22 protein-coding genes are annotated in these 23,447 nt (G+C 35.3%); 3 read left to right on the top strand and 19 right to left on the bottom strand.

What is annotated here, in order from left to right:
• Positions 1-52: 52 nt before the first annotated feature.
• Complete coding sequence (locus FG383_RS03290; RefSeq protein WP_142605427.1) at positions 53-1,330, bottom strand: M48 family metallopeptidase; 1,278 nt, start codon at positions 1,328-1,330, stop codon at positions 53-55.
• Positions 1,331-1,591: 261 nt separating this feature from the next.
• Here FG383_RS03290 and FG383_RS03285 point away from each other — a divergent pair, with 261 nt between their 5' ends.
• Positions 1,592-2,596, top strand: a complete 1,005-nt coding sequence (locus FG383_RS03285; RefSeq protein ID WP_142605426.1) for a nucleoid-associated protein — start codon at positions 1,592-1,594, stop codon at positions 2,594-2,596.
• A gap of 264 nt (positions 2,597-2,860) precedes the next feature.
• Here FG383_RS03285 and FG383_RS03280 read toward each other — a convergent pair whose 3' ends face one another.
• The 13 genes from FG383_RS03280 to FG383_RS03220 all read right to left on the bottom strand — a co-directional run bounded on the left by FG383_RS03280 (position 2,861) and on the right by FG383_RS03220 (position 16,053).
• On the bottom strand, positions 2,861-3,295 hold the full coding sequence (locus tag FG383_RS03280; RefSeq protein ID WP_142605425.1) for a PilZ domain-containing protein: 435 nt from the start codon (positions 3,293-3,295) through the stop codon (positions 2,861-2,863).
• Positions 3,296-3,850: 555 nt separating this feature from the next.
• On the bottom strand, positions 3,851-4,465 hold the full coding sequence (gene nadD, locus FG383_RS03275) for a nicotinate (nicotinamide) nucleotide adenylyltransferase (protein ID WP_142605424.1): 615 nt from the start codon (positions 4,463-4,465) through the stop codon (positions 3,851-3,853).
• Positions 4,466-4,504: 39 nt separating this feature from the next.
• Positions 4,505-5,956: a nicotinate phosphoribosyltransferase gene (locus FG383_RS03270; RefSeq protein WP_142605423.1), complete on the bottom strand. Its 1,452-nt coding sequence runs from the start codon at positions 5,954-5,956 to the stop codon at positions 4,505-4,507.
• Between the two features lie 30 nt (positions 5,957-5,986).
• Positions 5,987-6,538, bottom strand: a complete 552-nt coding sequence (locus FG383_RS03265) for a cysteine hydrolase family protein (protein WP_142605422.1) — start codon at positions 6,536-6,538, stop codon at positions 5,987-5,989.
• A gap of 92 nt (positions 6,539-6,630) precedes the next feature.
• Positions 6,631-7,431 (bottom strand): NUDIX domain-containing protein, encoded by an 801-nt coding sequence (locus FG383_RS03260; protein ID WP_142605421.1) that lies wholly within the window; start codon positions 7,429-7,431, stop codon positions 6,631-6,633.
• Between the two features lie 238 nt (positions 7,432-7,669).
• Complete coding sequence (gene splB, locus FG383_RS03255) at positions 7,670-8,698, bottom strand: spore photoproduct lyase (protein WP_142605420.1); 1,029 nt, start codon at positions 8,696-8,698, stop codon at positions 7,670-7,672.
• Positions 8,699-9,092: 394 nt separating this feature from the next.
• Positions 9,093-9,944 (bottom strand): 3-hydroxyacyl-CoA dehydrogenase family protein, encoded by an 852-nt coding sequence (locus FG383_RS03250; RefSeq protein ID WP_142605419.1) that lies wholly within the window; start codon positions 9,942-9,944, stop codon positions 9,093-9,095.
• A 39-nt stretch (positions 9,945-9,983) separates the two neighbouring features.
• Positions 9,984-11,477: a tripartite tricarboxylate transporter permease gene (locus tag FG383_RS03245; RefSeq protein ID WP_142605418.1), complete on the bottom strand. Its 1,494-nt coding sequence runs from the start codon at positions 11,475-11,477 to the stop codon at positions 9,984-9,986.
• A 97-nt stretch (positions 11,478-11,574) separates the two neighbouring features.
• The gene (locus FG383_RS03240) at positions 11,575-12,024 is read right to left on the bottom strand and encodes a tripartite tricarboxylate transporter TctB family protein (protein ID WP_142605417.1); all 450 of its coding nucleotides are present in this window, start codon (positions 12,022-12,024) and stop codon (positions 11,575-11,577) included.
• Positions 12,025-12,238: 214 nt separating this feature from the next.
• Positions 12,239-12,787 carry an OsmC family protein gene (locus tag FG383_RS03235; protein ID WP_142605416.1) on the bottom strand — a complete coding sequence of 183 codons (549 nt, stop codon included), beginning with the start codon at positions 12,785-12,787 and terminating at the stop codon, positions 12,239-12,241.
• A 193-nt stretch (positions 12,788-12,980) separates the two neighbouring features.
• Positions 12,981-13,973, bottom strand: coding sequence for a Bug family tripartite tricarboxylate transporter substrate binding protein (locus FG383_RS03230; protein ID WP_142605415.1), 993 nt, complete (start codon positions 13,971-13,973; stop codon positions 12,981-12,983).
• Between the two features lie 50 nt (positions 13,974-14,023).
• Positions 14,024-15,232: a CaiB/BaiF CoA transferase family protein gene (locus FG383_RS03225; RefSeq protein WP_142605414.1), complete on the bottom strand. Its 1,209-nt coding sequence runs from the start codon at positions 15,230-15,232 to the stop codon at positions 14,024-14,026.
• 104 nt (positions 15,233-15,336) lie between these two features.
• Positions 15,337-16,053: an enoyl-CoA hydratase-related protein gene (locus FG383_RS03220; protein WP_142605413.1), complete on the bottom strand. Its 717-nt coding sequence runs from the start codon at positions 16,051-16,053 to the stop codon at positions 15,337-15,339.
• Between the two features lie 230 nt (positions 16,054-16,283).
• On the opposite strand from FG383_RS03220, the gene FG383_RS03215 reads away from it, so the two are divergent.
• Positions 16,284-17,228 (top strand): LysR family transcriptional regulator, encoded by a 945-nt coding sequence (locus FG383_RS03215; RefSeq protein ID WP_142605412.1) that lies wholly within the window; start codon positions 16,284-16,286, stop codon positions 17,226-17,228.
• 485 nt (positions 17,229-17,713) lie between these two features.
• Here FG383_RS03215 and FG383_RS03210 read toward each other — a convergent pair whose 3' ends face one another.
• Both FG383_RS03210 and FG383_RS03205 read right to left on the bottom strand, forming a co-directional pair.
• Entirely contained in the window at positions 17,714-18,952 is a 1,239-nt protein-coding gene (locus FG383_RS03210; protein ID WP_142605411.1) for an MFS transporter, read from the bottom strand.
• The gene (locus FG383_RS03205; protein WP_142605410.1) at positions 18,949-19,992 is read right to left on the bottom strand and encodes an ArsR/SmtB family transcription factor; all 1,044 of its coding nucleotides are present in this window, start codon (positions 19,990-19,992) and stop codon (positions 18,949-18,951) included. The genes FG383_RS03210 and FG383_RS03205 overlap by 4 nt, the downstream gene beginning before the upstream one ends.
• Before the next feature lie 369 nt (positions 19,993-20,361).
• On the opposite strand from FG383_RS03205, the gene FG383_RS21085 reads away from it, so the two are divergent.
• Positions 20,362-20,472, top strand: coding sequence for a putative holin-like toxin (locus FG383_RS21085; protein ID WP_246096833.1), 111 nt, complete (start codon positions 20,362-20,364; stop codon positions 20,470-20,472).
• A gap of 398 nt (positions 20,473-20,870) precedes the next feature.
• On the opposite strand, the gene FG383_RS03200 is transcribed toward FG383_RS21085, so the two are convergent.
• The 3 genes from FG383_RS03200 to FG383_RS03190 all read right to left on the bottom strand — a co-directional run.
• Positions 20,871-21,833 carry an MBL fold metallo-hydrolase gene (locus FG383_RS03200; protein ID WP_142605409.1) on the bottom strand — a complete coding sequence of 321 codons (963 nt, stop codon included), beginning with the start codon at positions 21,831-21,833 and terminating at the stop codon, positions 20,871-20,873.
• Between the two features lie 29 nt (positions 21,834-21,862).
• A complete protein-coding gene (locus FG383_RS03195; protein ID WP_142605408.1) occupies positions 21,863-22,948 on the bottom strand; it encodes a metallophosphoesterase in 1,086 nt (361 codons plus the stop codon).
• A 194-nt stretch (positions 22,949-23,142) separates the two neighbouring features.
• A partial coding sequence (locus FG383_RS03190; protein WP_142605407.1) for an acyl-CoA dehydrogenase family protein occupies positions 23,143-23,447 on the bottom strand: 305 nt, incomplete at its 5' end.

The following is a 23,447-nucleotide window of genomic DNA, read 5'->3' as shown; positions in this document are numbered from 1 at the left end:
TAGCTTGTTCTAGCACCTCCTACTTCTATCTTTTAAGTATATTTATTGAAACTTAAGGGGCATCTTGCTCCATTGTTTCTTTTTCACCAGCAACGTTAGTTATTCTATCTAACATCGTCGGATGACCATATCGAAACCATTTCACGAGTAGCGGCGGATTCACTTCATTTAATCCAGCCTTCGTCAGTGCCTGGAAAGTGCTCACAGCTGCCTCTGGATCTGCCACTAACTCCATCGCATATCGATCTGCTCTAGTCTCTTGGTATCTAGAAACATAATTTGAAGCTGGACTTGAAACGAACAATAAAAACGATGTAATAAGTAAAAATAATGGAAGCGAATGAATTGCATTTAGTCGCTTAATTTTTAAAACACGTCCAAAACGCGTGATGATCCAAGGCATTAGTTTCGCTGTTAACCAAAGTCCTACAAGCGTCGTTAACAGATAGCCTGCGATTCCGAAATAGATATGTTTCTCCACATAGTGCCCCATTTCATGTGCCATAATGAAGAGAATTTCATTTTCGGATAATCGGCTTAACGTCGTATCCCATAATACAATTCTTGCATTACTTCCAATCCCCGTAACGTAGGCATTAAGCGCATTTGTCTTTTCCGCCATATTCACTTCATATACATGCTCTGTTGGAATATTTGCTTGTTCAGCGACCGCTAAGATTTTCGTTTCTAATTCTTTATTTGTAAGCGGATAGAAATCATTATATAATGGGTCGATTACGACTGGTTGGATAAACATAAGGAAGATCGTAAAAGGAATCATTAACAACCAAGCATGTAGCCACCATCTCTTTGTGCTTTTATTAATTAGCCAATAAAGTACGGTTACTATGAGTACAGTCTCTCCGAGCGTAACCCAAAAATCAATGACATTATCCCGCATCCATGAGGAAAAAACTTGCGTACTTATTCCGTAGTACTTACTTAAATAATATCTGTAATAATCTATTGGAAATAATGCGATAAAAAGGAAAACAGACAGTAAAAATAAATAAACTGCATTTTGCACGATTGCCCATTTGTTTTTTAGTGGAAGCCATCTTTCAAATACTTGAGAAAGACCAGTAATGAGAATAAATAAATAGATAAGCCATTCAAGAGGAGTGATTACAAAAAAGAGGAAATTTCTTATTTTTGAATATTCCTCACTCAGATACAATTCACGCTCCGTCATAAAAACATTCGGATCCGCAACAGTCCCTTTCAACCCTGCTGGTATATCCCCACTTCCACTATGGAAGATATAAACATACATAACTAAAGCATATAATCCAAATACCAATAGTGCTGTTATTCCCCATTTTTTCGCCAAATTCTCTTCCCTCCCAATTCACCTATTCTATTTAGTGTAATCAGAAAAGTAAAAGATAGAACCAGATTTTCCAATCTACTTTGTTACTTACTCTTTTTTCAGTAATTCATAGTCCGTCTTATCACCTCAATATTTAGTCAATTGTATAACTTACCTTAATTTCCCTCTTTTAAAAGTGACTTTTAAAAATATTCCATTCAAATAGTATCCAAGATATGATAAGGTAAACTATCTACAACTAATGATTAGAAGGTGAAGACCATGCTAGAAGTAAGTGAAAGTAAATTAGCACAGTATGTCGTTCATAATGTAAGCGATGCGCTTGTTTTAGGAGAAGAGGCATTTTCTCAGCCAGAAGTATTGCTAGAAGCAGCCTTTACACAATTAGCATTTAACAAAATGGATTTGGAGCAACAATACGAATTTTTTCACGAAACAAATATTGGGTTAAATGAAGTGTATACATATGTGACATCCATTTTCGATAATAACGATAGCTTTCTGGAACAATCAAAACATATCGCCGCACATTTACACAGCGTATCTGGGCATCCCAATATTAAAAGTGGAGACTTGTTTATTGGACTGTTCGAAAACTGTTTAATGTCTACGGAAGTAAAAAAGGTAATCGCCATCGTAAAAATAGAAGAAAAAGAAATGTTTTTAGATGTGAAAAACGAGCAAAACAAAATGATTGTCAATGGCGTCGACGGTATTAACGTAAAGAAACTCAATAATATGGCCATAATCGTGGATATGGGAGCGGATCAAGCACCCGCTGTCTTTATAAAAACAAAAAAGAAAGAAGATGTTATCTACTGGCAAGAACGCTTTTTAAAAATTAAAGTAGCAGATGAACATTACCATAAAACGAATTTAGCGTTAACAGAATGCAAAAAATATATTTTAAAAGAAGAAAGTTTTACGAATACGGAGAAATTAGGATTTTTAAATAAAACGCTCGATTATTTTAGGACTGAAGAAGAATTCCAGGTACATGATTTTATTGATACCGTATTTGAAAAGGCAGATCCAGTACAAAAAGAAGTCATCGTAAACTCGGTAAAACCATACGAAACAGTAATTTCCGAAAGTGCGATCGAAAAAGTAGAAAAAACGTATAAGCGTAAAATTAAACTCGACTCCAACATTGAAATTCAAGTAAATGTTCGTGATATCAATCAAGTAGAGGAACTAATTGAAGTTGGCTATGATGAAACAACCAACCGAAAGTTTTATAAAATCTACTTCCAAGAAGAAGTATAATCAAAAAATGCTAAAATCCCACAACTCATATATTGGGTTGCGGGATTTAATATAGTTTAGCTTACAAAGGATATTTTCTCCACACTTATAATGATATTGTCATACTAACTATGGAAATGAGCTTATTATGAAGACATTTCTCGGTTGATCCCCAATTTCTTCAAAAAAAGGTTGTTAAAAATCGGGTTTTATTTACAGCTGCTTAAAGTAAGTAAACACATTCTCTGTAACGAATGGATACCCTGGCAGAAGCTGGCTTTTTCTTTAATGCACCTGCAACTGATTGAACCGCTTAATAAGTTTCCCTCTTTCTTCCTCATCCACAAGTAATTCAACACCATATCGATTCAATCCTTCTAGTTCTGAATCATGGATAATCGTTCCGTAAAGGGTCATGCCTTCATCAGCCATAGTAGTTTGAAACTTTAAGAGTATATCCGAACTTACAGGTAGTTTAATCTTTGATAAAAAACGTAATCCGGCTGGGCCCAAATTTTCAACTAATATTCTTGTGTTTCCTAATTGAACCTTTTTCTCGTTCAATTCCGAAATGGTCATCAACGCTTCTAATGGGTAGTGGAAGTCGATTCGAAAATAGCCTCTTCGCTCTTGGACTGGGGACGGTTCCATCTCCTTTTGGGTTTTTAAAGAACCCATTGCCGCAAGACCTAAAACTATCCCGAATAGACTTACATCCATTGTTCATTGGCCCTGAAAATTTAAAAATTTTATTGCAGCTAAAAAGTACAGTTTGACGAATTTCATTAATATCGAAATAAATATTAATAGTACTCAAAAAAAGAGATACACCTAGAAATAAGGGAGTATCTCTTTCAGGATTGAAATTCAAATTGTCCAATCCGCTTAATACACGATAGAATATTGTTATACCAACCGTTTTATCTAACTCACGCCTTGTAACACTCCGATTGTATTAAACTTTTCTTGTAGCTCATTAAGAAATAAGCGATAATTCACAAACGAAATATTTCCTGGGAAACCGCAGAATCTAACATAAAACGCTCTTGAGTACCTTAAAATGCACCATAATCCGACACCAATACGCTATGTTTTTTCATTCCACCACAGGCCTTTCATTCGGCGCTTTACTGAGCATGAGGTATATAGGTTGTATTCTATTCTCATGCCATGACTATCAGAAAGTCCGCTCTGACACCAAGTGGGGTTATCTCCGAATGACTGAGGAACGTGTTAATCGTTTGTTGGAAGTTGCTAAACTCATCTCAACTCACCTTAACTATATAGTCCATGTTTTTTTATATAGTCATAGCATGAAGTCGGCAATAAATATTTCGGTTCTCCACCCACAGCAAATTCTTCACGAATATACGTTGAGCTAATCTCCATAGCCAACCCCTTATCAACTAAATGGAAGGTTGAACCATCATCATTGTTCCTAAGTATTGCAGAGCGACTAATGGTTGATAACATATCTACTCCCTCTCTTGCCATCACAATGAATTTATTTTCAGAAACTAACTCTCTTCCTTTGGCCCATTCACCTTTTGCAATATCCACTAATAAATCTGCTCCCATAATGAAGTACACTTCATCAATTGGATATTTCTTTTTAAAATGCACCATTGTGTCATACGTATATATATTCCAAGCATCTTGCTTCATTTCATGATCATCTGCAACAAAACGACTATCATCTTCAATAGCCAGTTGAAGCATATTCCAACGATGCTCATCTTCCGTTTTCAATCTTTTGTCTTTTCTTTTACTTGAGCAAGGCAACAAAATCACCTTATCCAATTTGCAGCGATGAGCAACAGTGCTTGCCGTCCATAAATGTACATTTGTAATTGGATCAAATGAAGATCCATAAATACCGATTTTAGCCATTACTGATTCCTCCAAATCCCTTGTTCCACTATTACAATGTTATCTTAGCACTTTATCTTGAATTTCACGGATTCGCTCCATCTTGTTATCCCAACAAGCTTGACTCAAATCGACTGGGTACTCTTCTGGATTCATGGTGCGCTTATATTCATTCCATAATAAATTTAGATTTTCGTTTGCATAGCGTTGTATTTCTTGAATTGTCGGTAATTCATAAACGACAGAACCGCCAGCTATTACATCTACATGCAACTCTCTTGCAGTAAAATCAGTTACAAATTTACTAATATAGGTGTGTACCGGATGAAACATTTTCAAACGTTCTTCCTCTTGTGGCTTTTCATGAGCTAAAGCAATATAATCTCCTTCTGCATGACCGTTGACGTTATTAATAATACGATATATTCGTTTCCGTCCCGGTGTCGTTACTTTCTCTGGATTAGCAGAGATTTTAATCGTATCAACCATTTCTCCAGTTTCATTTTCAATAGAAACTAATTTATATACAGCGCCTAGAGCGGGTTGATCATAAGCGGTAATCAATTTTGTCCCAATACCCCAAGTATCAATTTTAGCCCCTTGTGCTTTTAAGTTCATAATCGTGTATTCATCTAAATCATTAGAAGCGGAAATTTTCGCTTCTGTAAAGCCAGCTTCATCTAACATTTTTCTTGCTTCTTTTGAAAGGTAAGCCATATCTCCACTATCTAATCGAATCCCTATAAAATTAATCTTATCCCCAAATTCCTTGGCTACCCGAATAGCATTAGGAACACCAGAACGCAGCGTATCGTATGTGTCTACTAAGAAAACGCAATCCTTATGTGCTTCTGCATATTTTGTGAAAGCTACATATTCATCCTGATAAGCTTGCACCATTGCATGGGCATGTGTTCCAGCCACAGGGATACCAAATAATTTTCCTGCACGGACATTACTTGTAGCAGAAAATCCACCGATATAAGCAGCCCGAGTACCCCAAATTGCCGCATCTAATTCTTGAGCGCGTCTAGTACCGAGCTCCATTGCCACCTCTTCACCAATCACTTGTTTAATCCGGGAAGCTTTTGTTGCAATCAATGTCTGGAAGTTCACTATATTTAATAAGGCAGTTTCAATTAGTTGAGCTTCTGCTAACGGTGCTTCTATTTCCAAGATAGGTTCATTAGCAAATACCAATTCTCCTTCTTTCATGGAACGAATCGTTCCGGTGAATGTAAGGTTACTAAGGTATTCAAGATACATCTCGGAATAATGCCCTTCCTCCCGTAGATACGCGATATCGCTCTCCGAAAACCCGAAGTTTTCGATAAAATCAATGATACGCTGCAAACCTGCGAACAGTGAGTAGCCATTTCCAAACGGAAGTTTACGGAAATACATTTCAAAAACAGCTTTCTTATTGTGTATGCCATCCTTCCAATAAGTCTCCACCATATTAATTTGATATAGGTCTGTGTGTAACATGAAACTATCATCTGCATATTTCATTTTGTTTTCCTCCTTTAATTACTTTGACTTTTAAAGAACTTTTGCTCCAAGTGAATTTTCAAAATGCCCTAATGCCCATTCATTTCCTGCTGGATTAAAAGAAGCTACTGCATCTTTATGAATGACAATATGAAATCCTTTGTTATAAGCGTCCACTGCTGTATGGAGCACACAAATATCTGTACAAACACCAACTAAGTGTATCTCTGAAATTCCTCGTTCATGCAATTTAATTTCTAAGTCTGTTCCAGCAAATGCTGAATATCTTTTTTTATCCATGAAGTAAACATTATCTCTTCCTTCGTTTGTCTCGTATACATCTTTTAAAGAACCATATAAATTCCTACCTGTTGTGTTTCTAATATTATGAGGGGGAAATAATTTCGTTTCTGGATGATATTTGTCCCCGACTTCATGGACATCCACAGCAAATACCGTATAATCTCCATTTGCAATGAATTCCTCCGTCAGCTTGGTAATTTTTGATTCCAATCTTTGACCTGGTTCTCCACAAGTTAAAGAACCGTTTGTAGCTACAAAGTCTTCCGTATAATCAATGTTAATCAGTGCACGTTTTTGCATAATTTCTTCACCTCATAATTAGTTTTTGAATTTGTAATTAAAGAATTACAAATTACTATTTTTAATAATAATTAGGAAAGAAAGTAACTTTCCTAATGATAAATGGATTCAATAATTTCAAAGTCATTAAATGTATATAACTGTGACGGTCTAAATGAATTTCTATTTGTTTTTTTCGGCTTTCCTTCTTCATCCATTACCTTTTCGATAAATGGAAGCTTTGGTGCTTTCGTAAAAAATACAGAATCATTGGAAATACGTGGATCCTCTCCCACGGTCAAGAGTACCCTTTGTAATTCAGATAATGTGAATTCTTTCGGCAGAAAATTTTTAGCTACCGTTGATTGAATCATCTCTTTTTTTATGGACTTCAACGCATCGGTAATTATTTTACGATGGTCAAAAGCTAAATCTAACTTGAATACTTCTTCGATATCGAACAATTCCACCTCTGCAGCATCATCATTTGCTTGTCGCTGCCCTATGTTTTGGTCAGGAACAATCGCGTAAAAGGCATTTGAAATCATCCATCCACGAGGATCGCGACCAAATTCGTCATAAACACCAAAATGCTTTATATGCAAGCCTTCTACATTTGTTTCTTCTTTCAATTCTCTCTTTGCCGCCATGTAAGCCGTTTCTTTTTTCGGAGCATCTACGAAACCACCAGGAAGCGCCCATTTTCCTCCTTCGATATTCGGATTATTATCACTATCTTTTTCAGCTCGTTTGATCAGCATAATATTCAGTGTCATCTTTGGAGGAGCTTTCTCTAATACTTTTTCAGATACAATCGTAAAAATAGCGATATCCGATGTATAACCATCTGGTGTGCGGTATTTAGAAGAATCATAGTTCTTCAGAAATTCCTCTTCTGTCTTATACTTCATCATTTGTGTACCTCATTCTTTTTAGTAATTTGTAATTAATGAATTACTATTTGTTTATATATTATTTCATCTTCGTATATTTTGCAACTCTTTTATTAAAAATGTTTTAAGAAAATTCTACATATAAGAGGAATCTGAATACTTAATTGAATGTTAATTCAGCTAACTGTTTTTTATTCTGCTTTGTTACACACCAAAAATAGCCCCAGTTTGTCCGGGGCCATACGCATTTTTTTATTGCTCAAGTAAAATACTCTAACTTGGCATTAGGAAAATACTTTTCCATATAGCCGTATAGATGAGATTTTATTTCTTCTTCTTCGTCCTTTTGGTAAATATACTTACCGATACCATACTTGCCCCATTTGTAGCGTCTTTTTTCTTCATCTAATTCCAATTTTGTCTTTGGGTAATTCTTTTCAATCACTTTTTTCGCGGGCTTCGTAAACCGGTGTTGAATGAATTCAAATGTAATATCCTCTCTAACATCTTGGGGCAATTCCTCGTCAAGTCGCTCAAACAAGTGGCGATAGCCTTCCTCCCAGCCTTCATGTAGATAAATGGGAGCAACGATAAAGCCTAGTGGGTAACCAGCTCTTGCTACTTTTCCTGCAGCCTCGATCCTTTTATCGAGAGGAGAAGTACCTGGCTCGAAACTTTTAATGACATAATCAGCGTTTACGCTAAATCGGAATCGCGTGTTGCCATTATGCTTGGCATCTAGTAAATGGTCGACAAAATGGAATTTCGTCACAAAACGTAGCCTACCTAGTTCCGTTTGACCAATATGTTCAATTGCTCTTTTCAATGAATGCGTTAAATGATCAATTCCCACAATATCAGATGTACAGGCAGCTTCGAACCGAGTAATTTCTGGAGCGCGTTCTTCGATGTAGCGATCAGCCGCTTCAAAAATCTCCTCCACGTTTACATATGTTCGAATATATGGTTTGCTGCCCATCGTCGTTTGCAAATAGCAATAATGACAATGCCCCATACAACCTGTCGCAAGAGGGATTGCATATTCGGCAGAAGGTTTGGACGTATCAAATTTTAATGTTTTTCGAATGCCCACGACTAAAGTGGATTTTGCAATACGATATTTTTGAGCATCCGTCTCACCCGGTAAATCCCGAATTTGATTATGCGACGTCGTAAAGCGCGTTTCAATCCCCATTTTCTCGAACTTTTCCTTCAGTTCTTTTCCAAGAGGATAATCAAGTGCATTCGGCTCAAAATAGACAAGCTGTGGTGTGAAGGGTTTATTCATATAGCAATTTACCTATTCCATAATTATTATCCATTCGATCACCTTTCTCTTTTTATATAGCTTGTCTTAAAAGCGAGAAATTATGAGAAGGACTTAATTGTGGGTGAGTGTTTGAGAAATTTTAAAAATTTAATTATGTCCTGCTATTATATTCTACTGGAAAAATCATCCATAAACCTAAAATAAGATGGTATAAACTAGTTTATTAATATTCTTCAAACATTAAATAAAAATTATGGTTATATAGTTAGAATTGAAAATGAAACTTCTTAAATAGAAATGAGCACACTTCTTTTCAAGCATTTACAATTGTTCGAATGAACGAAATATATTCGTCAGGTTTATTTTTTATCTACCAACAAATTACTGTATTTTTCCATTCTATTCACATCCACTAGTTATATTTATAAAAACCGCTACCGCTCTTCTTACCCAAGCGACCTGCTTTCACATATTTAACAAGTAACGGGCAAGGACGATATTTCTCCCCAAGCGTTTGATATAAATATTCCATATTGCGAAGTCTCGTATCAAGTCCAACAAGATCTGCTAGTTCCAATGGTCCCATCGGATGGTTAAGTCCTAGTTTCATTGCTTTGTCAATATCCTTCGCAGATGCTACGCCTTCCATTAGCATATTCATTGCCTCATTTCCAATTAAGCAATTCATGCGAGAAGTAACAAAACCAGGAAACTCATTTACTTCTACCGCTTCTTTTTTCAATGATGCAGAAACCTCTTTAGCAAACTCAACTGTTTCATCGGATGTTTCCAATCCTCGAACCACTTCAACCAATTTCATCTTATGCACTGGGTTAAAAAAATGCATAGCAACAACTTTATCAGGACGTGATGTTTGAGCTCCAATTTCAGTTGGGCTCATTGTTGATGTATTTGTAGCTAGTATGGTTTCAGGGTTACAAATTCGATCAAGTTGCTTGAATATCGAGATTTTCAAATCCATATTCTCGAGTACTGCTTCGATAACAAGATTTGCGTCTTTTGCTGCAATATTCAATTCAGATTCGAACTTAATCGAATTTTTAGCACTTTCGAATGTTTCTTCAGTAATAAAACTTTTTTGAAAACTTACTTCTAGTAGTTTCTCAATCTCTTTTTTAGCTTTTGCAAGAATCTCTTCATTCTTATCGTTCAAAAATACTTCGTGGCCAGAAACTGCACAATTATAAGCAAGTCCCTTTCCCATTACACCCGCACCTACAACAGTAATTTGCAATAAATTCATCCCTTTCAATTTAAATTACAATTATATTCTGTATAAAAATTAGGCAGCTACTTTTTTACGTTTTACAGCACCCTTAATCCCGAATCCAAGGATTATTATCATGATTACAATCAAAATAAGTGAAATTGGACGAGTGAAAAATATAGAATAATCTCCCTGAGATAGAATTAGGCTTCGGCGGAAACTTTCTTCAATGATAGGACATAAGATTAGGGCCAAGACGAAGGAGGCTAGGGAAAAGTCTAGTTTAATTAAAGCTAAACTGATAATCCCAACAATGAGTGCAAGCCAAACATCAAAATATGAACTACGTGCTGAAAATGCACCTATAAAAGATATACCTAGGATTAATGGTATTAATACTGGATTAGGAATTGTTAGCATCTTTACAAATCCAGCTGTAATAAATTTACCAAGAATGTATAAAGCTACAGTTGTTAATAGAAATCCGTATAAAATTCCATAAACTAAATCCGATTCAGCAGTAAATAATTTCGGTCCTGGTTGGATCCCATGAATGATAAATGCTCCCATAATAATAGCGATAGATGGAGAACCGGGAATTCCTAACGTTAATAACGGTAGTAAAGCTCCACCTACCGTTGCATTATTAGCTGCTTCTGGCGCTGCTATCCCTTCAGGATTTCCTTTACCAAAGGTTTCTGGACTTTTCGAAGCCTTTTTTGCAAGTGTATAAGAAAACCAAGAAGCAGGACCGGCACCCATACCAGGAAGAATTCCAACCACAATCCCAACAAGCGAACCAATAGTAATAGGCTTTATAACTTTTCTTACATTCTTCATTTCTAACCTAGTAATGAAACTATTTACACCCTTTTGGTCAGTTTTATATTTAACTTTTAAATCTTTACTTACCATTAGTAATAATTCTGAAATGGCGAACATACCGACTAATAATGCCACTAAATCGATACCTTCCATTAATTCAATTTTTCCGAAAGTAAACCGAGTTTCCCCTGTAAAAGCGTCCATTCCTACCGTTCCAACCATTAAACCTAACACAGTAGCAATCATACTCTTTACAATATCGGTAGAACTTAGCATACCAACTGCAAATAATCCAAGTAACCCAATTAGGAAAAATTCAGGTTCCCCTATTGATAGGGCAAACTTAACAAGTGGAGCAGATAGAAAAATTAGTGCTAACCCACCAGCCAAACCACCAAAAACAGAAGCTGTTAAAGAATAAGCAATAGCCTTTCCAGGTTCCCCCTTTTTAGCCATTGCATTACCATCGAAAACTGTAACTAATGCTGCTGGTGTTCCAGGTATTCCAAGAATAACAGCAGAGATTGAACCTCCATATTCAGCTCCCTGATAAGTTGCCAATAATAGAAGAATTGCAGCCATCGGCTCCATAGAATAAGTAAGAGGAAGCATAAGTACTAGCGCAAGTACCGCACCCAAACCTGGTAATGCCCCTATTAAAATCCCTACTAAAGTCCCCAAAATTATTGCGGACAAAGTAGAAAATGAAAATAAACTTGCTACATCAAAATTGAACATCTCCATACCTTCAACTCCTTTAATATTAAATTGTCCACACTTTCCAGAGAGCTACAGTTTGTTGTTTCAGAATTCAACTTTTAAGTATGAAGATTTTTTTTGATTAAGTAAGGTTTAAGCCTAATAAGTAATCAAAGACTCCATAAATTAACACTGTAAGCACCAAAGATATTACTAAATTTTTACCAAATCGCTTTTTATTCATTTCTTCAAAATAATAAACTGTCATTAATATAAGAAGATAGGCAAACAAACTAATGTAAAAGTAACCAAACCATACCCAACTGAGAATAAATAAAAATGAGATGATAACTGTTAGTGAAATCAATCTAATATTCGGCAAGTCAATTTTTTTATCGTCTGTCCTCATCATCGTTTGGATTAAACTTACAATGCACAAAACAACTAACATACACACTAGTAATATTGGAAAAAAACCGGCTCCTGGTGTTGATGTATCTCCGTAGCCCATATCTATTGCCGATTTCAAATATACCAACCCAAGAATTATTATCAAAGTTAAAGCAATATAAGTAGCCTTTTTTGAATTCATAGCGGTCCCCCATCAATAATATTAGTAACACTTTAAATCACCAGACAATATTTTGTTTTTCCATTAAATATACAACTTTGACCTTGATTGTTCTGTATCAAAACAATCAAGGTCAAAGTCTTCACTTAAGCTATAGCACTTCTCTTATAATGGATCCTTTAAGAATAGGTTCACAAACAAGGAAGCAAATTCCGTGGTTATTAAAACATATACTTTACTCTTCAATAACTAAATCAGGTATAACTGTAATTGCATTACTAATTGTTGCTCGATTAGGGGAAAAATCTATTACTTTCTGATGAATTTTCTCAAATTGCTCTTTTGTTCCATTTCCTTTTACTCGAATTGTATATTTAACATCTTTAAACCCAATTGACGCCTCAGGATCCACCTCAAGAAAACCTCTTAAATTTAAACCTGCTTCCATATCGATTTCTAACTTTTCAAGCGTAATTCCCATTACGGATGCACCTACAGAATATCCAACTATCATACAAGCACCCATACCACCCAATAAATATTCTTGTGGCGTTGGATTCGTATTTTCTCCTAAAAGCTGTTCCGGTTCATCGATAATAAAGGAAAAATTCCTTTCTAAAGTTTGATCACCAAATTTAATTCCATTTGTTGTAACCTTTGTTTTTGTGCCACCTTTCCATTGAAGATTAACCTTGTAGTCTACCATAGCACTTTCAGCGTTTACTTTAACTTCCTCTATATAGCCCTTTAATGCAGATATGTTTATTTCATTGATAGTTTCCATATACTTATACACCTCATTTTTGTTTTTAAAAGATGAATCTACTTATGTTTTTAGACATACACAATTAAGTTAAAATTATTACTTGTAAACATTTTCTAACCTGATATTTAACTTCTGAGTATCAAGCTTTCCGTTCAATGAAGCCCACTTAATGTTCTACTTTTTATATTTTCAGTAATGAAGAAATACTCATTTATTTAATAGCATTAATATTTTCTAGAATTACTTTATTCTTATCGTATCTTTCCTTAATCGTCTCCCTGAACTCTTCTGGTCCCGCATAATATGGTGCTAATCCTAATTTAACCAATTTTTCTTTTGTTTCAGGATCTTCTAGTGCCTTTTTAAAAGCTTGGTTGATAATCTCGATTCGATTTTCGGGCACTCCTGGTGTCGCAATTAACCCAATCCACGGTGTGTTCCCGATTTCAATTCCATAGTCCTTAAATATAGGAGCTTCATATAATTCACTTTTTTCTGCAGCAGTATCTATAAGGATTCTATTTAGTTTATCATCCACTTGGTAGGGATTACCTATCGTTCCTTCGACTTCTCCAGAAAGAAGTGCTTGCATTGATGGTCCACCCCCACTGTATGGAACACCAATAATATCGATTCCGGTTTTAGCAATTAGTTCTTCCATTGCAAGATGTCCAATTGAGCCAACTCCAGAATGAGCATATTTATATTTGCCTGGGTTTTCCTTCACATACGCTAACCACTCTTCAAAATCTGCCCATGGTGCGTCTTTTCTGATAATTAATAACTGTGGTGATGCTACCAATCTACTAATTTCTTCGAAACTATCCCATTCATATTGCAATTGCTCCGTATGTGTTTTTATTGCAAGCCCTGTCTCCATAGTGATTCCGAGGGTGTATCCGTCTGGTTTGGCATTAAATACTTGTGTTAAACCAACTGTAGACGCGCCACCCGGTTTGTTATCGACAAATACAGTTACGTTATTCGGAAGATATTTTGAAACCGCTTCCGCAAGAATGCGTGTTGACGTATCAGTGCTCCCACCAGTATCATAAGGAACGATTATCCTAATTGTTTCCTCGGGAAAATTATCTTTCTCCTCAACTGTTGATTCCTTTGTAGAACCTTTTACACTTGAAGAAGAGCAGCCCGCCATAAGTACCAAAAATAAAGCCATAAGCAACATAAAAGATGTTTTTTTCAATTTCTTTTCCCCCTCTTTATTTTTGTATTATTCTGATAATTATAAAGAAATTAAACTTTATGGGCTGCATCGTGTTGTTCCATATTAATTACACCTGATTCATAAAGAGATTTAATTGCAGATAAAGAATAACCAATCTCAGATAAAATATCTATCGCATTCTCACCTATTACCGGTGGTTTCTTATTTAATAGAATTTGGCTGTCTGATAATTTCACAACAACACCGGGCACAGTTACTTTTATATCATCAATTTCTATATCAATTAGCATATTACGATCTTTTAAGTGTTTATCATTAAGTACATCTTCTATTGAATTGACCTTTCCGCAAGGGATTGAGGCACTTTCTAATAATCTAATTAGCTCTATGACCGTTTTGCTTTTTGTCCAGTGCGTTATTTGATTTTCAAGTTCATCATAATCTTCTAATCTGCCAGAAACTGTGCTATATTTCGAATTTTCACTCGCCCATTCAGATTGACCCATCAAATCACAAAAGTCAAACCACATTTTTGGTGACAATGCCGCGATATATACATACCCATCACTGGCAGGAAAGGTAGTAGAGAAGACATTTCTGCTTCGGTTACCAATACGGCTAGGACTTTGTTTAAGCAAAGAAACAAGGGATAGATTTTCAAATAACATCGACACCATCGAGTCTAGCATTGCCACATCGACCAGTTGTCCTTTGCCACTTCGTTCTCTCGCCTGCAAAGCAAGCAATGCGCCATTAACTCCTTGTAAACCTGCAATATGATCGGCAATAAATAAGCCAGATTTCATTGGATGTCCGTCTTTTTCACCCGTCAAGTGTGCAGACCCACTCAATGCTTGTATAATGCCATCAAATGCTCGTTTATCTTTCTTTTCACCGGTTAGACCAAATCCAGTTATATGAACCATACTGATTTTCGGATTAATAGTAGAGATAGTTTTATAGTCAATTCCCAACTTTTCGGGAACACCCGTAGTATAGTTCGTAACTAAAATGTCAGCGGTTTCAATTAGTTTCTTAATCACCTCCTGACCTTTTTCTGATTTCAAATTTAGTGCCAATCCTTTTTTATTTCGATTCATCGTAGTAAAATAGATACTTATATCTTCATAAATTGGCCATGCCGACCTAGAAGGTTCTCCATTTAACGGTTCAATTTTGATAACTTCTGCTCCATGATCCGCTAAAGTTTGACAACAAAGCGGTCCAGCAATATAATGTGTAAAATCTAATACTCTTATTCCACTTAAAGGTTTCATAAACTATCAACCCCCTCACCTATAATTAATTTCTCCTTAAAATCAATCAAGCTCAATTATTATATTTCTTAAGCTTCCTTTTGTATTTATTACATTAAACAAACTTATTTAAGGTCATGGTTAAAGCTTTGCTCGAGCATAATACCTTCTTTCATTCCTAATTGTTCAGTTAATGCAAAAGATTCTTTCCACTTTCTTACCACCTTGTAGCCCTTACTTGCGATTGTTTCTGCATACTCCATTACTGTGCTACTTAATTCGCTCTCTTCAACAATTGCTTCTATTGCTCCAAGTCGATACGCATCTTGAGCAGTACATCTCATACCTGTAAGAGCCATTGTTCTAATCTTTTGTTCTGGTAAAATTCTTGATAAACCCTTTGCCCCACCAATAAGTCCAATATTGATTTCTGGAATTGCAAAGTATCCTGCCTCTGTCGAAATAATCACATCAGAACAACCTACTAATACCCCCCCCATACCAACTGCCGCACCATTCAATTCGCAAATAACTGGTACAGCACAGTGATATAAATCTTCCCAAACTTTCCGAAGTTTAGGACGCCTTATAATATCCTCAGCTGGAGTGTTTTTTGCTAGTACTTTGGTATCTGCACCTCCACAGAAAACTCTCCCCTCTGCTTTAAGAATGAGTGTACATATTTCAGAATGATTATTAACATATTCTACAATTGAACTCAATTCTTCATAACTTTCCTGAATCAATGCATTGACAGGTGGTCTATTAAATGTAACCGCCAAAATCTTGTTTTCATTCATAAAATCTAATCGGAAATTGTTGTACACTTGAGTTTCCTTCAAAGCAATCTTCCTTTCAAATTAAGTTTCTATTGCCAAAACATTAAATAAAATCGAAGAGTGGTATTAATTAAAATTAAAACACATGTTATAATATTCTGTATAGTGCGACTTTTTTATGTTTCTATAGGAAATTCCTTTAGATAAGTATTTTCATTACTTCGTTTAATAGGTAAATTATGTATACTGTCTGCTAATTAGAGACCATTATCTTATCCAAAAGGAGTGAGTTCATGAAAATTGATCATTTAAAATACATTGTTGAAATTGCAGATACTGGTTCTATATCCGATGCCGCAGAAAGTCTTCAAATAACACAACCTACGATTAGCCAATCTATAACTAGTTTAGAAAAAGATTATAATATAAAAATTTTTACTCGATCAAGACAAGGGACCACACCAACTGAATCTGGTAAGCTCATTATTCAACAAGCTAGAGATATATTAAGAAAAGTTGACGAGTTAAAAGATATGATAAGTGTTCAAAATTATCAATTGAATGGCTCCTTAACAATAGGTGCAATTCCAAGCTTTTGTCTGAATATTTTACCGAAGTCTTTAAATATTTTTAAAAATCAATATCCTGATGTCCAAATAAAAGTATTTGAAGATGGTACTTTATTTATCAATCAACTTATACTGGAAGAAAAGGTCAATATTGGATTAGTTTCAATGCGATATAATGAAGACTTAGATCCAAGGTTATCTTTTAAACCCTTATTTACTAGTAAAACAATAGCATATGTTGGTCAATACTCCCCCTTAGCAAAAAGAAGGACTGTTTCCTTAAAAGAAATTATTCAGTACCCGCTTGTTCTTTTTAATGAAGGTTATTCTACAAATTTTTTCATGAAATCCTTACTAGAACCCTTTGGCAAAATTAATATTGTGTTTACATCTGGAAGTTCTGAGTCAATGAAAAAAGTTATCTCAGAAAGCTTTGCAGTTGGTTTTTATGGCGATGTCTCTGTACAATCTGATCCCTATGTATTGAGTAATCAAATCGTTCCAATCTATATTGAAGAAAATTTTGATGCTTACTCAGTCCATGGTATTGTTACTAAAAAGAGCATTCCATTAACATTGGCTTCCAAAAAGTTCATTGATGAATTACAAATCCAAACTTCAAACTTTATAAGAGTTCACAACTTACCTGACTATTCAAAAACAACATAACTTTATTCATTTTAAATAGGAAAAAGGGTCTATAACCCTATATAATACGCATCTGTAATGGACCTGTTCTTTCCAAATATACAAAAAAGCATCTCTTTATTAAATTGCCCTTCTAAAGCAAAGGTCTTGTTAGTAGTTATAAATCAAAGAGCGTAGACAAAAGGAGTTTGGAATGAAATATTCCGAACTCCTTTTTGAATTTTTTACTTCTTTTAAAATGTAATGCAATTATCGATACTAGTCGATCTCCCCGAGGTCACTATTAGGTCATTTCTGAACCTTTCCAAGTCCAGTTTTCCATTTTCTTTAAATTCCATGGCAGCAAAAGAAAGCATCGCTTGCATCGACAATTTTTAATCCCCTTAACGTTGTCAAAAGCATGCTATGATTGGAGATTCCATATTTACTAAAACCCGTACACATATAAAATCTTATTCATAACTGAATTAAGTAGTTCCAATGTATTCTATTTCTATTTTTTTTAATTATGTCCTGCCATTATTTTTCCTACTATCAAAATCATCCATAAACCTAAAGTAAGGAAGAAATATACCAAGTAATGATACGGTACAAATAATAGATCCGATTAAAAAGTAAAGTGCTCGTATTCCCCAATGTTCACTTAAAAATCCTCCTACAAGTACACCTAGCGGCATTGCCCCTCTAATGATAAAAAGTCGGACAGATGCTACTTTGCCCATCAATTCGTTTGGAACAGTTTGCTGAAAGATGGTTATGTTATGGACACCGAAGAATGCCATCGCTATTCCAGCAATCATCTCGGTCATTATGCCCAAAATAATGCTATGGTTAAATCCTAGCGCGATAAATGTTAGACCACCGATCACCAATGCTCCTAACATCAAAACTCTACGACTCTTACATGTTATTTTGCCTACTAGTAGTGATCCAATTACATAGCCGAGTGGAAAACTTGCCATAAAATAGCCGTATTCAGCGTAGCTGCCGGACAATTCTTTTGTTATATAAGGTAAGGTGACAACCATTGTCACGCCTACTCCAAACTGTACGAATGCTAAAAAGATTCCTAACCAGACGATAAGCCGTTGCTTAAAGAAATAAGAAATCCCTTCCATAAATTGTTCTAGCCAGGACTTCCTTACACTTAAAGAAACTCTTTTTTCTTGAATAAAAAGTAAAAGTGCTCCACTTGTTAATAGTGTGCCACATACAAATAGCAAAGTCGGTATAACGCCAATATACTCAATAACGATTCCTCCCAAGATCGGAGCTAGAAAAGTCATTAATCGGACAGTTCCATCTATATATGCATTTGCTTCTGCTAACTGATTTTTAGAGACAATTGTTGGTGTGAGTGCTTGGTTTGCAGGTATATAAATAGGCGTTATTAATCCTATTACAATTTGAACTGCATAAATATGCCACACTTCTAGATTTCCAATTGCTAGTGAAGCAAGTGGTATTAGGAAGATTAAACCTCTCGTCCACTGTGAAAATACCATAATCCACTTTCGACTCCACCGGTCAATAAAAGGGCCAATAAATAATTGTAAAATAAGAGAAGGTATAAAATACAGTAACCACATGCTTCCTAATGCCATCGTCGAATTGGTCAGCTGATAAATAAGAATTGAATTGCAAAAAGTACCAAATGCACCGCCTAATTCGGAAATGACATTACCTATCCATACGATTAAAAACGGACGGTTCCTCCATAAGGTGCTACTTCTCCCCCTATTCATTGATTTAGATAAAACTCTAATTCTTTTGATAACATATCTAGCGAATTTCTTTTAAGCGCATACTTTGCATCGATAATCTCTACTAACTTAGCTGCTCTGAGAATTTTCAGATGATGATGGATGGTTGATTTGCCTATGTTTAATTTCTCCGTGATGTCTTGTAACGTAAGATTTTGTTCTTCCAGTAATTTAACTATACGGAGACGCACCTCATCTCCCAATGCTTTATGTTTTAATACTAAAAAATTATTTGGTGTGTACCGATCATTTGGTGTAATGCTTTCATTTGCAATTGGATAGTAAAATACTTTTGTGTTTTCTAAATCTGCCTCAATATTCCACGGACGATAAATGTATTGCGGGATTAATAATACATTGGATACATTAAGTTCAGGTAAATACGTAATGCCCCCAGTCGTCCATTCGACTAGTTCTTCAGTCGACATTTTGTCTGCCATCTCTCTCTTCATTTCATAATCTATTTGCAAAATAGTATGAAGTTGCTCCACCTCTTTCTTAATAACTTCCTCATACCATCCCGTCATTACGCTGATAAGATGTTCTTTTAACCGTTTGCTATTAACCTGGCAAATGAATTCAATATACCGTGGAAAAAAGGAGTTATCCTTCGTAATTTTCATCATTTCCTTCATGGCCAATTGCTCACCTAATGAGGCATTCCTTCTTAGTTCTTGATAGTTATTCCCAATAAATGGAATACAAATAAATATGAAATCTGGCATGGAAAGTTTCCGAATATAGTTAGTAAACTCCTTTAAATCAGTGAAGTCTCGTTGATGCAGTAACTGCAGTAAGGCTTTCCAAGTATTTTTGTTTTCTACATAGTCTAATTCAACTAATAGTTTCACAGGTAGTGATTCTTTTATTTCTTTCCAATATTCCACTGGTTTTTCTAGTGTTTTAATTATAGGCGTATTCGTAATTGCAGCAATTCCTAATGCACACTCCCATAAAACGGAGTATTTTAATTGAACTTGATACGTTTCTCTCTTCCTACTTGTTAGATTTAAGACCTCCATTACAGCACCTCTTTAATATTCTATATACTCTGAATATATCATTCGATAAATATAGAATCAACAAAAGATTTATTTTTCTGATAATTAAAGCTGTAGACATTCTTATAATTCAGATTGTCTGCAGTATAATTCACGTATATTTAAGCTAGTTCCATAAAAAAATAAAACTACACACTAAACTCATGGAAATGATGAATTTCTATTCAAAATCGTAGAAGATTCTATTCCCTCACAATCTTAGTTGCATGTTTTACTTCTTTAAGTTAGACGGGTTAATGAAATTTAATAGTGAAAATGATAAAATAATAGTAGCAGTGATATTAAGCGGATGGGCGGTTGGCACTCCCTTGAGAAAGGGGGTGCCTAGATTTGGTAACTTATGAGGCAATGAATATGCTATTTCAGTTTGGTATATTTCTAGTAACAACGTTAACAGCGATTGTTGCTTTAGTTGCTTTAAAGACCAACAAAAAAAAGTAACCCCCTCCGCTCGACCAAAGTGTAGGGTAGTTACTTTTTTCTAGAAACACTCGTACAACTTGGCCAACCGCACTTCAGGCGGTATGTCAGCTGCATTGACTGGGCGTTTCTGAGACGCTCAGTCTTTTTTATTATATGTCCATTATATCATAGTCATACAAAAACACATATAAAACAAGTGATATAACGAAGATAAATCCTCGTATCCATTATTAAAACAACATAATCTACTTTCGAATCAAGCAATCAACAAAGTGTAGAAGGTCAATACACAAGTGCATAGAATACAAAATCCACGTCTTAATCTAGAATCGAAATTTGTTTCCATACTACAAAAAAGACGATTCTTTCACAGTTTTTCCTCTTTATGGATTTATAATTTTTGCTTTGTCTACCTTTCAATTGTTATTAATACTAATCTCCCCTATATACACTTTCCTCTTGAAGCTTACTACCTCATCCAGTTCCAGACGTTCCACTTTTCCAATCGATTCCAAATACAATAATCGAGTAAGTGTTGCCATAAAAGAACTTAAATTGAGGATGATATTTACGGTTCCGTATACTTCGTAGCTAATTTGATACGCCGTTTTACTTTCACTTGTCACGGACAGTAAAACTTGTTGTAGGCGATGTTCATGTTTAGCCTCGAGTTCGTGTATTCTCGTATGAAGATCAGAAATCAAGTCGCCATGACCTGGTAAAGTAATGTCGGCTGGATATTTTTCCAATTCCGTCAATGATAAAAAGTAATCTTTCAATGGATTTGCTTCTTCTCCCGACCATAGACCAATTACTGGACTAATCCTGTTTAATACATGATCACCAGCGATCATAATCTTCTTATTTTCATTATAAAAGCAAAAGTGATCAGGAGCGTGACCTGGCGTCCAAATGGCTTCATACGATTCTTCACCTAATTGAAGATGCTGATGGTTTTCAAAAAAACTATCCGGTTCGAAATCATAAATGGGAGGATCTTCATTTATTTTATGAGGAAGTGAAACACCCCCATGTCTAATAATTAGGCTGTTTAATCGATTTCTACCATGCGAGCCCCGATTTTTTTTCATTTCTTTGTATCCCAAATTGGAGACAATAACAGGTACCCCTACCTCCTGTTGAAACCATTTCGCAAGACCGATATGATCTTGATGCGTGTGAGTAAGGACCACTTTCTCTATCTTGATCCCAGAAGATAACACCTTTTTCCAGCCATCTTTTGCTTCTATTGAATCAGTTCCCGTATCAATCACTGTATACCCATTTGTCCCTTCTATTAAATAGCAGTTCACCTCTCCCATTCCAGTAGGAAATTTGATCACTAATTTATGTATACCATCTGCTACTTCTGTTAACATATCACTTCCCCCTTTTTCTTCCTCCGAATTCAAAAGCAATTTCTTGGCAACCAGCCAACCTCTCCATTTTCTTTCTTAACCAAAATATATCCATCACATTCATTATCAACCATCCACACTTTTTCCCCTTGTTTAACAGATAGAAAAGTTGTGCTCACGTCCGTTTTGGAAAGTATCGCTTCATTCTCCAATTGTAGATATTCATTTTTAATCCATTGTTCTATACCGAGATTCGTATTTTCACACAGGGTAAAGTATTTCTCTTGTCGTATTATTTGCATATCGTAATTTGGATATGTCACAGTTCCTACCCTTTTCGTCGAATCTTTAAATTCTTTTCGCACAATCATTTCGCTTGTTAACTCATCGGCGTATGTATGTGTATACGTTCCATTATGGATAATTAGCGCGTTTAGCTGTCCATCTTTCTTTATCTGGTTTCCCCCATCTAGTGCAATGACTTTTTTACTTAGATCGATGATTGGATTATGGGAACTAATTTGATTTGCACGATAATTCACGACTGGCCAATGACCTACGATGACTAATTTCTCAGCTTGGTGCGCTTGGTTATAAAATTCTTGCATATATAAAGCAGTCTCTTCTTTTGTCTCTCTCCAATTTTCTTTGTTTTCGATACCTGCATGAATAATAATAAAATCATCCGTTTCATAAGCAATTGGTAATGATTCTATCCAATCAATCTCTTCATGAAAATATTGGCGATAAAAGTGTGCTAATTCTTCTAAGTTATTGAAATCATCTAATGTTTTACTATGGTTTGCTAGCATTTCATTTAAAATGGAATGCTCTTGTCTATTCATATACGGAATGATGCCCTTACTTCCATGAAACACATAACGATGGACTAGATCACAGTTTCCTTTTGTTACATAGACACTACTGAATTTTTCAGACAAGTCTCTAACAAATTCCACTACCTCTAAACTATTTAGCCCTTTTTCGCATAGGTCGCCGTTGACGAATAAATAATCATCCTCTGTATAAACTACTTTTTGTAAAAGATTTTTAAATAGCTGTAGATTTGCATGTATATCTGAAATGACTATCATTCGTTTTGTTTTATCCAATTGTAGTTGCCTTACTTCAATCATTAACTCATCCCCAAAAATAAAATATTAAGAATATTATATCAAAAAAACTAATTAAAAATATGTTTTCATGAAAACTAAAGATAAGAGAGTTATTTCTACTTAAAAACACGAAAAGTAACCAGCCATTTAATATATGGCCGATTACTTCTTAATCGCACGTTAAGTCAACTCTGTAAAATGCTCTTTTGATGTAGTTATGATTTGATCAATTCTTGCTCCCAAGCAGGTAGCATTTTGTTTAGCTGTTTGTCCTCACGGTATCCTAATACGTATTCAGCTTGCATGACTGTATGGATTTCACGCGTTCCTTCGTAAATAACAGGTGCTTTAGAATTACGTAAATAACGTTCTACTGGATATTCGTCTGAGTAGCCATTTGCCCCGTGAATTTGAACGGCATCATCAGCTGCTTGGTTGGCAAAATCACATGCTTGCCACTTCGCAAGGGACGTTTCTCGTGTATTTCGTTTGCCAGCGTTTTTCAGTTCACCAGCTCGAT

This window comes from Psychrobacillus soli, from assembly GCF_006861775.1.
GTDB lineage: Bacteria > Bacillota > Bacilli > Bacillales_A > Planococcaceae > Psychrobacillus > Psychrobacillus soli.
This window is presented reverse-complemented; position numbering and strand designations above follow the sequence as displayed.

What these genes read in the sequence shown, in the direction of transcription:
- splB (WP_142605420.1), bottom strand. Translation starts at nt 8,698, where the DNA reads ATGAATAAACCCTTCACACCACAGCTTGTCTATTTTGAGCCGAATGCA.
- FG383_RS03195 (WP_142605408.1), bottom strand. Translation starts at nt 22,948, where the DNA reads ATGATTGAAGTAAGGCAACTACAATTGGATAAAACAAAACGAATGATA.
- FG383_RS03280 (WP_142605425.1), bottom strand. Translation starts at nt 3,295, where the DNA reads ATGGATGTAAGTCTATTCGGGATAGTTTTAGGTCTTGCGGCAATGGGT.
- FG383_RS03260 (WP_142605421.1), bottom strand. Translation starts at nt 7,431, where the DNA reads ATGATGAAGTATAAGACAGAAGAGGAATTTCTGAAGAACTATGATTCT.
- FG383_RS03245 (WP_142605418.1), bottom strand. Translation starts at nt 11,477, where the DNA reads ATGGAGATGTTCAATTTTGATGTAGCAAGTTTATTTTCATTTTCTACT.
- FG383_RS03215 (WP_142605412.1), top strand. Translation starts at nt 16,284, where the DNA reads ATGAAAATTGATCATTTAAAATACATTGTTGAAATTGCAGATACTGGT.
- FG383_RS03265 (WP_142605422.1), bottom strand. Translation starts at nt 6,538, where the DNA reads ATGCAAAAACGTGCACTGATTAACATTGATTATACGGAAGACTTTGTA.
- FG383_RS03205 (WP_142605410.1), bottom strand. Translation starts at nt 19,992, where the DNA reads ATGGAGGTCTTAAATCTAACAAGTAGGAAGAGAGAAACGTATCAAGTT.
- FG383_RS03250 (WP_142605419.1), bottom strand. Translation starts at nt 9,944, where the DNA reads ATGAATTTATTGCAAATTACTGTTGTAGGTGCGGGTGTAATGGGAAAG.
- FG383_RS03210 (WP_142605411.1), bottom strand. Translation starts at nt 18,952, where the DNA reads ATGAATAGGGGGAGAAGTAGCACCTTATGGAGGAACCGTCCGTTTTTA.
- FG383_RS03200 (WP_142605409.1), bottom strand. Translation starts at nt 21,833, where the DNA reads ATGTTAACAGAAGTAGCAGATGGTATACATAAATTAGTGATCAAATTT.
- FG383_RS03240 (WP_142605417.1), bottom strand. Translation starts at nt 12,024, where the DNA reads ATGAATTCAAAAAAGGCTACTTATATTGCTTTAACTTTGATAATAATT.
- FG383_RS03285 (WP_142605426.1), top strand. Translation starts at nt 1,592, where the DNA reads ATGCTAGAAGTAAGTGAAAGTAAATTAGCACAGTATGTCGTTCATAAT.
- FG383_RS03270 (WP_142605423.1), bottom strand. Translation starts at nt 5,956, where the DNA reads ATGAAATATGCAGATGATAGTTTCATGTTACACACAGACCTATATCAA.
- nadD (WP_142605424.1), bottom strand. Translation starts at nt 4,465, where the DNA reads ATGGCTAAAATCGGTATTTATGGATCTTCATTTGATCCAATTACAAAT.
- FG383_RS03235 (WP_142605416.1), bottom strand. Translation starts at nt 12,787, where the DNA reads ATGGAAACTATCAATGAAATAAACATATCTGCATTAAAGGGCTATATA.
- FG383_RS03225 (WP_142605414.1), bottom strand. Translation starts at nt 15,232, where the DNA reads ATGAAACCTTTAAGTGGAATAAGAGTATTAGATTTTACACATTATATT.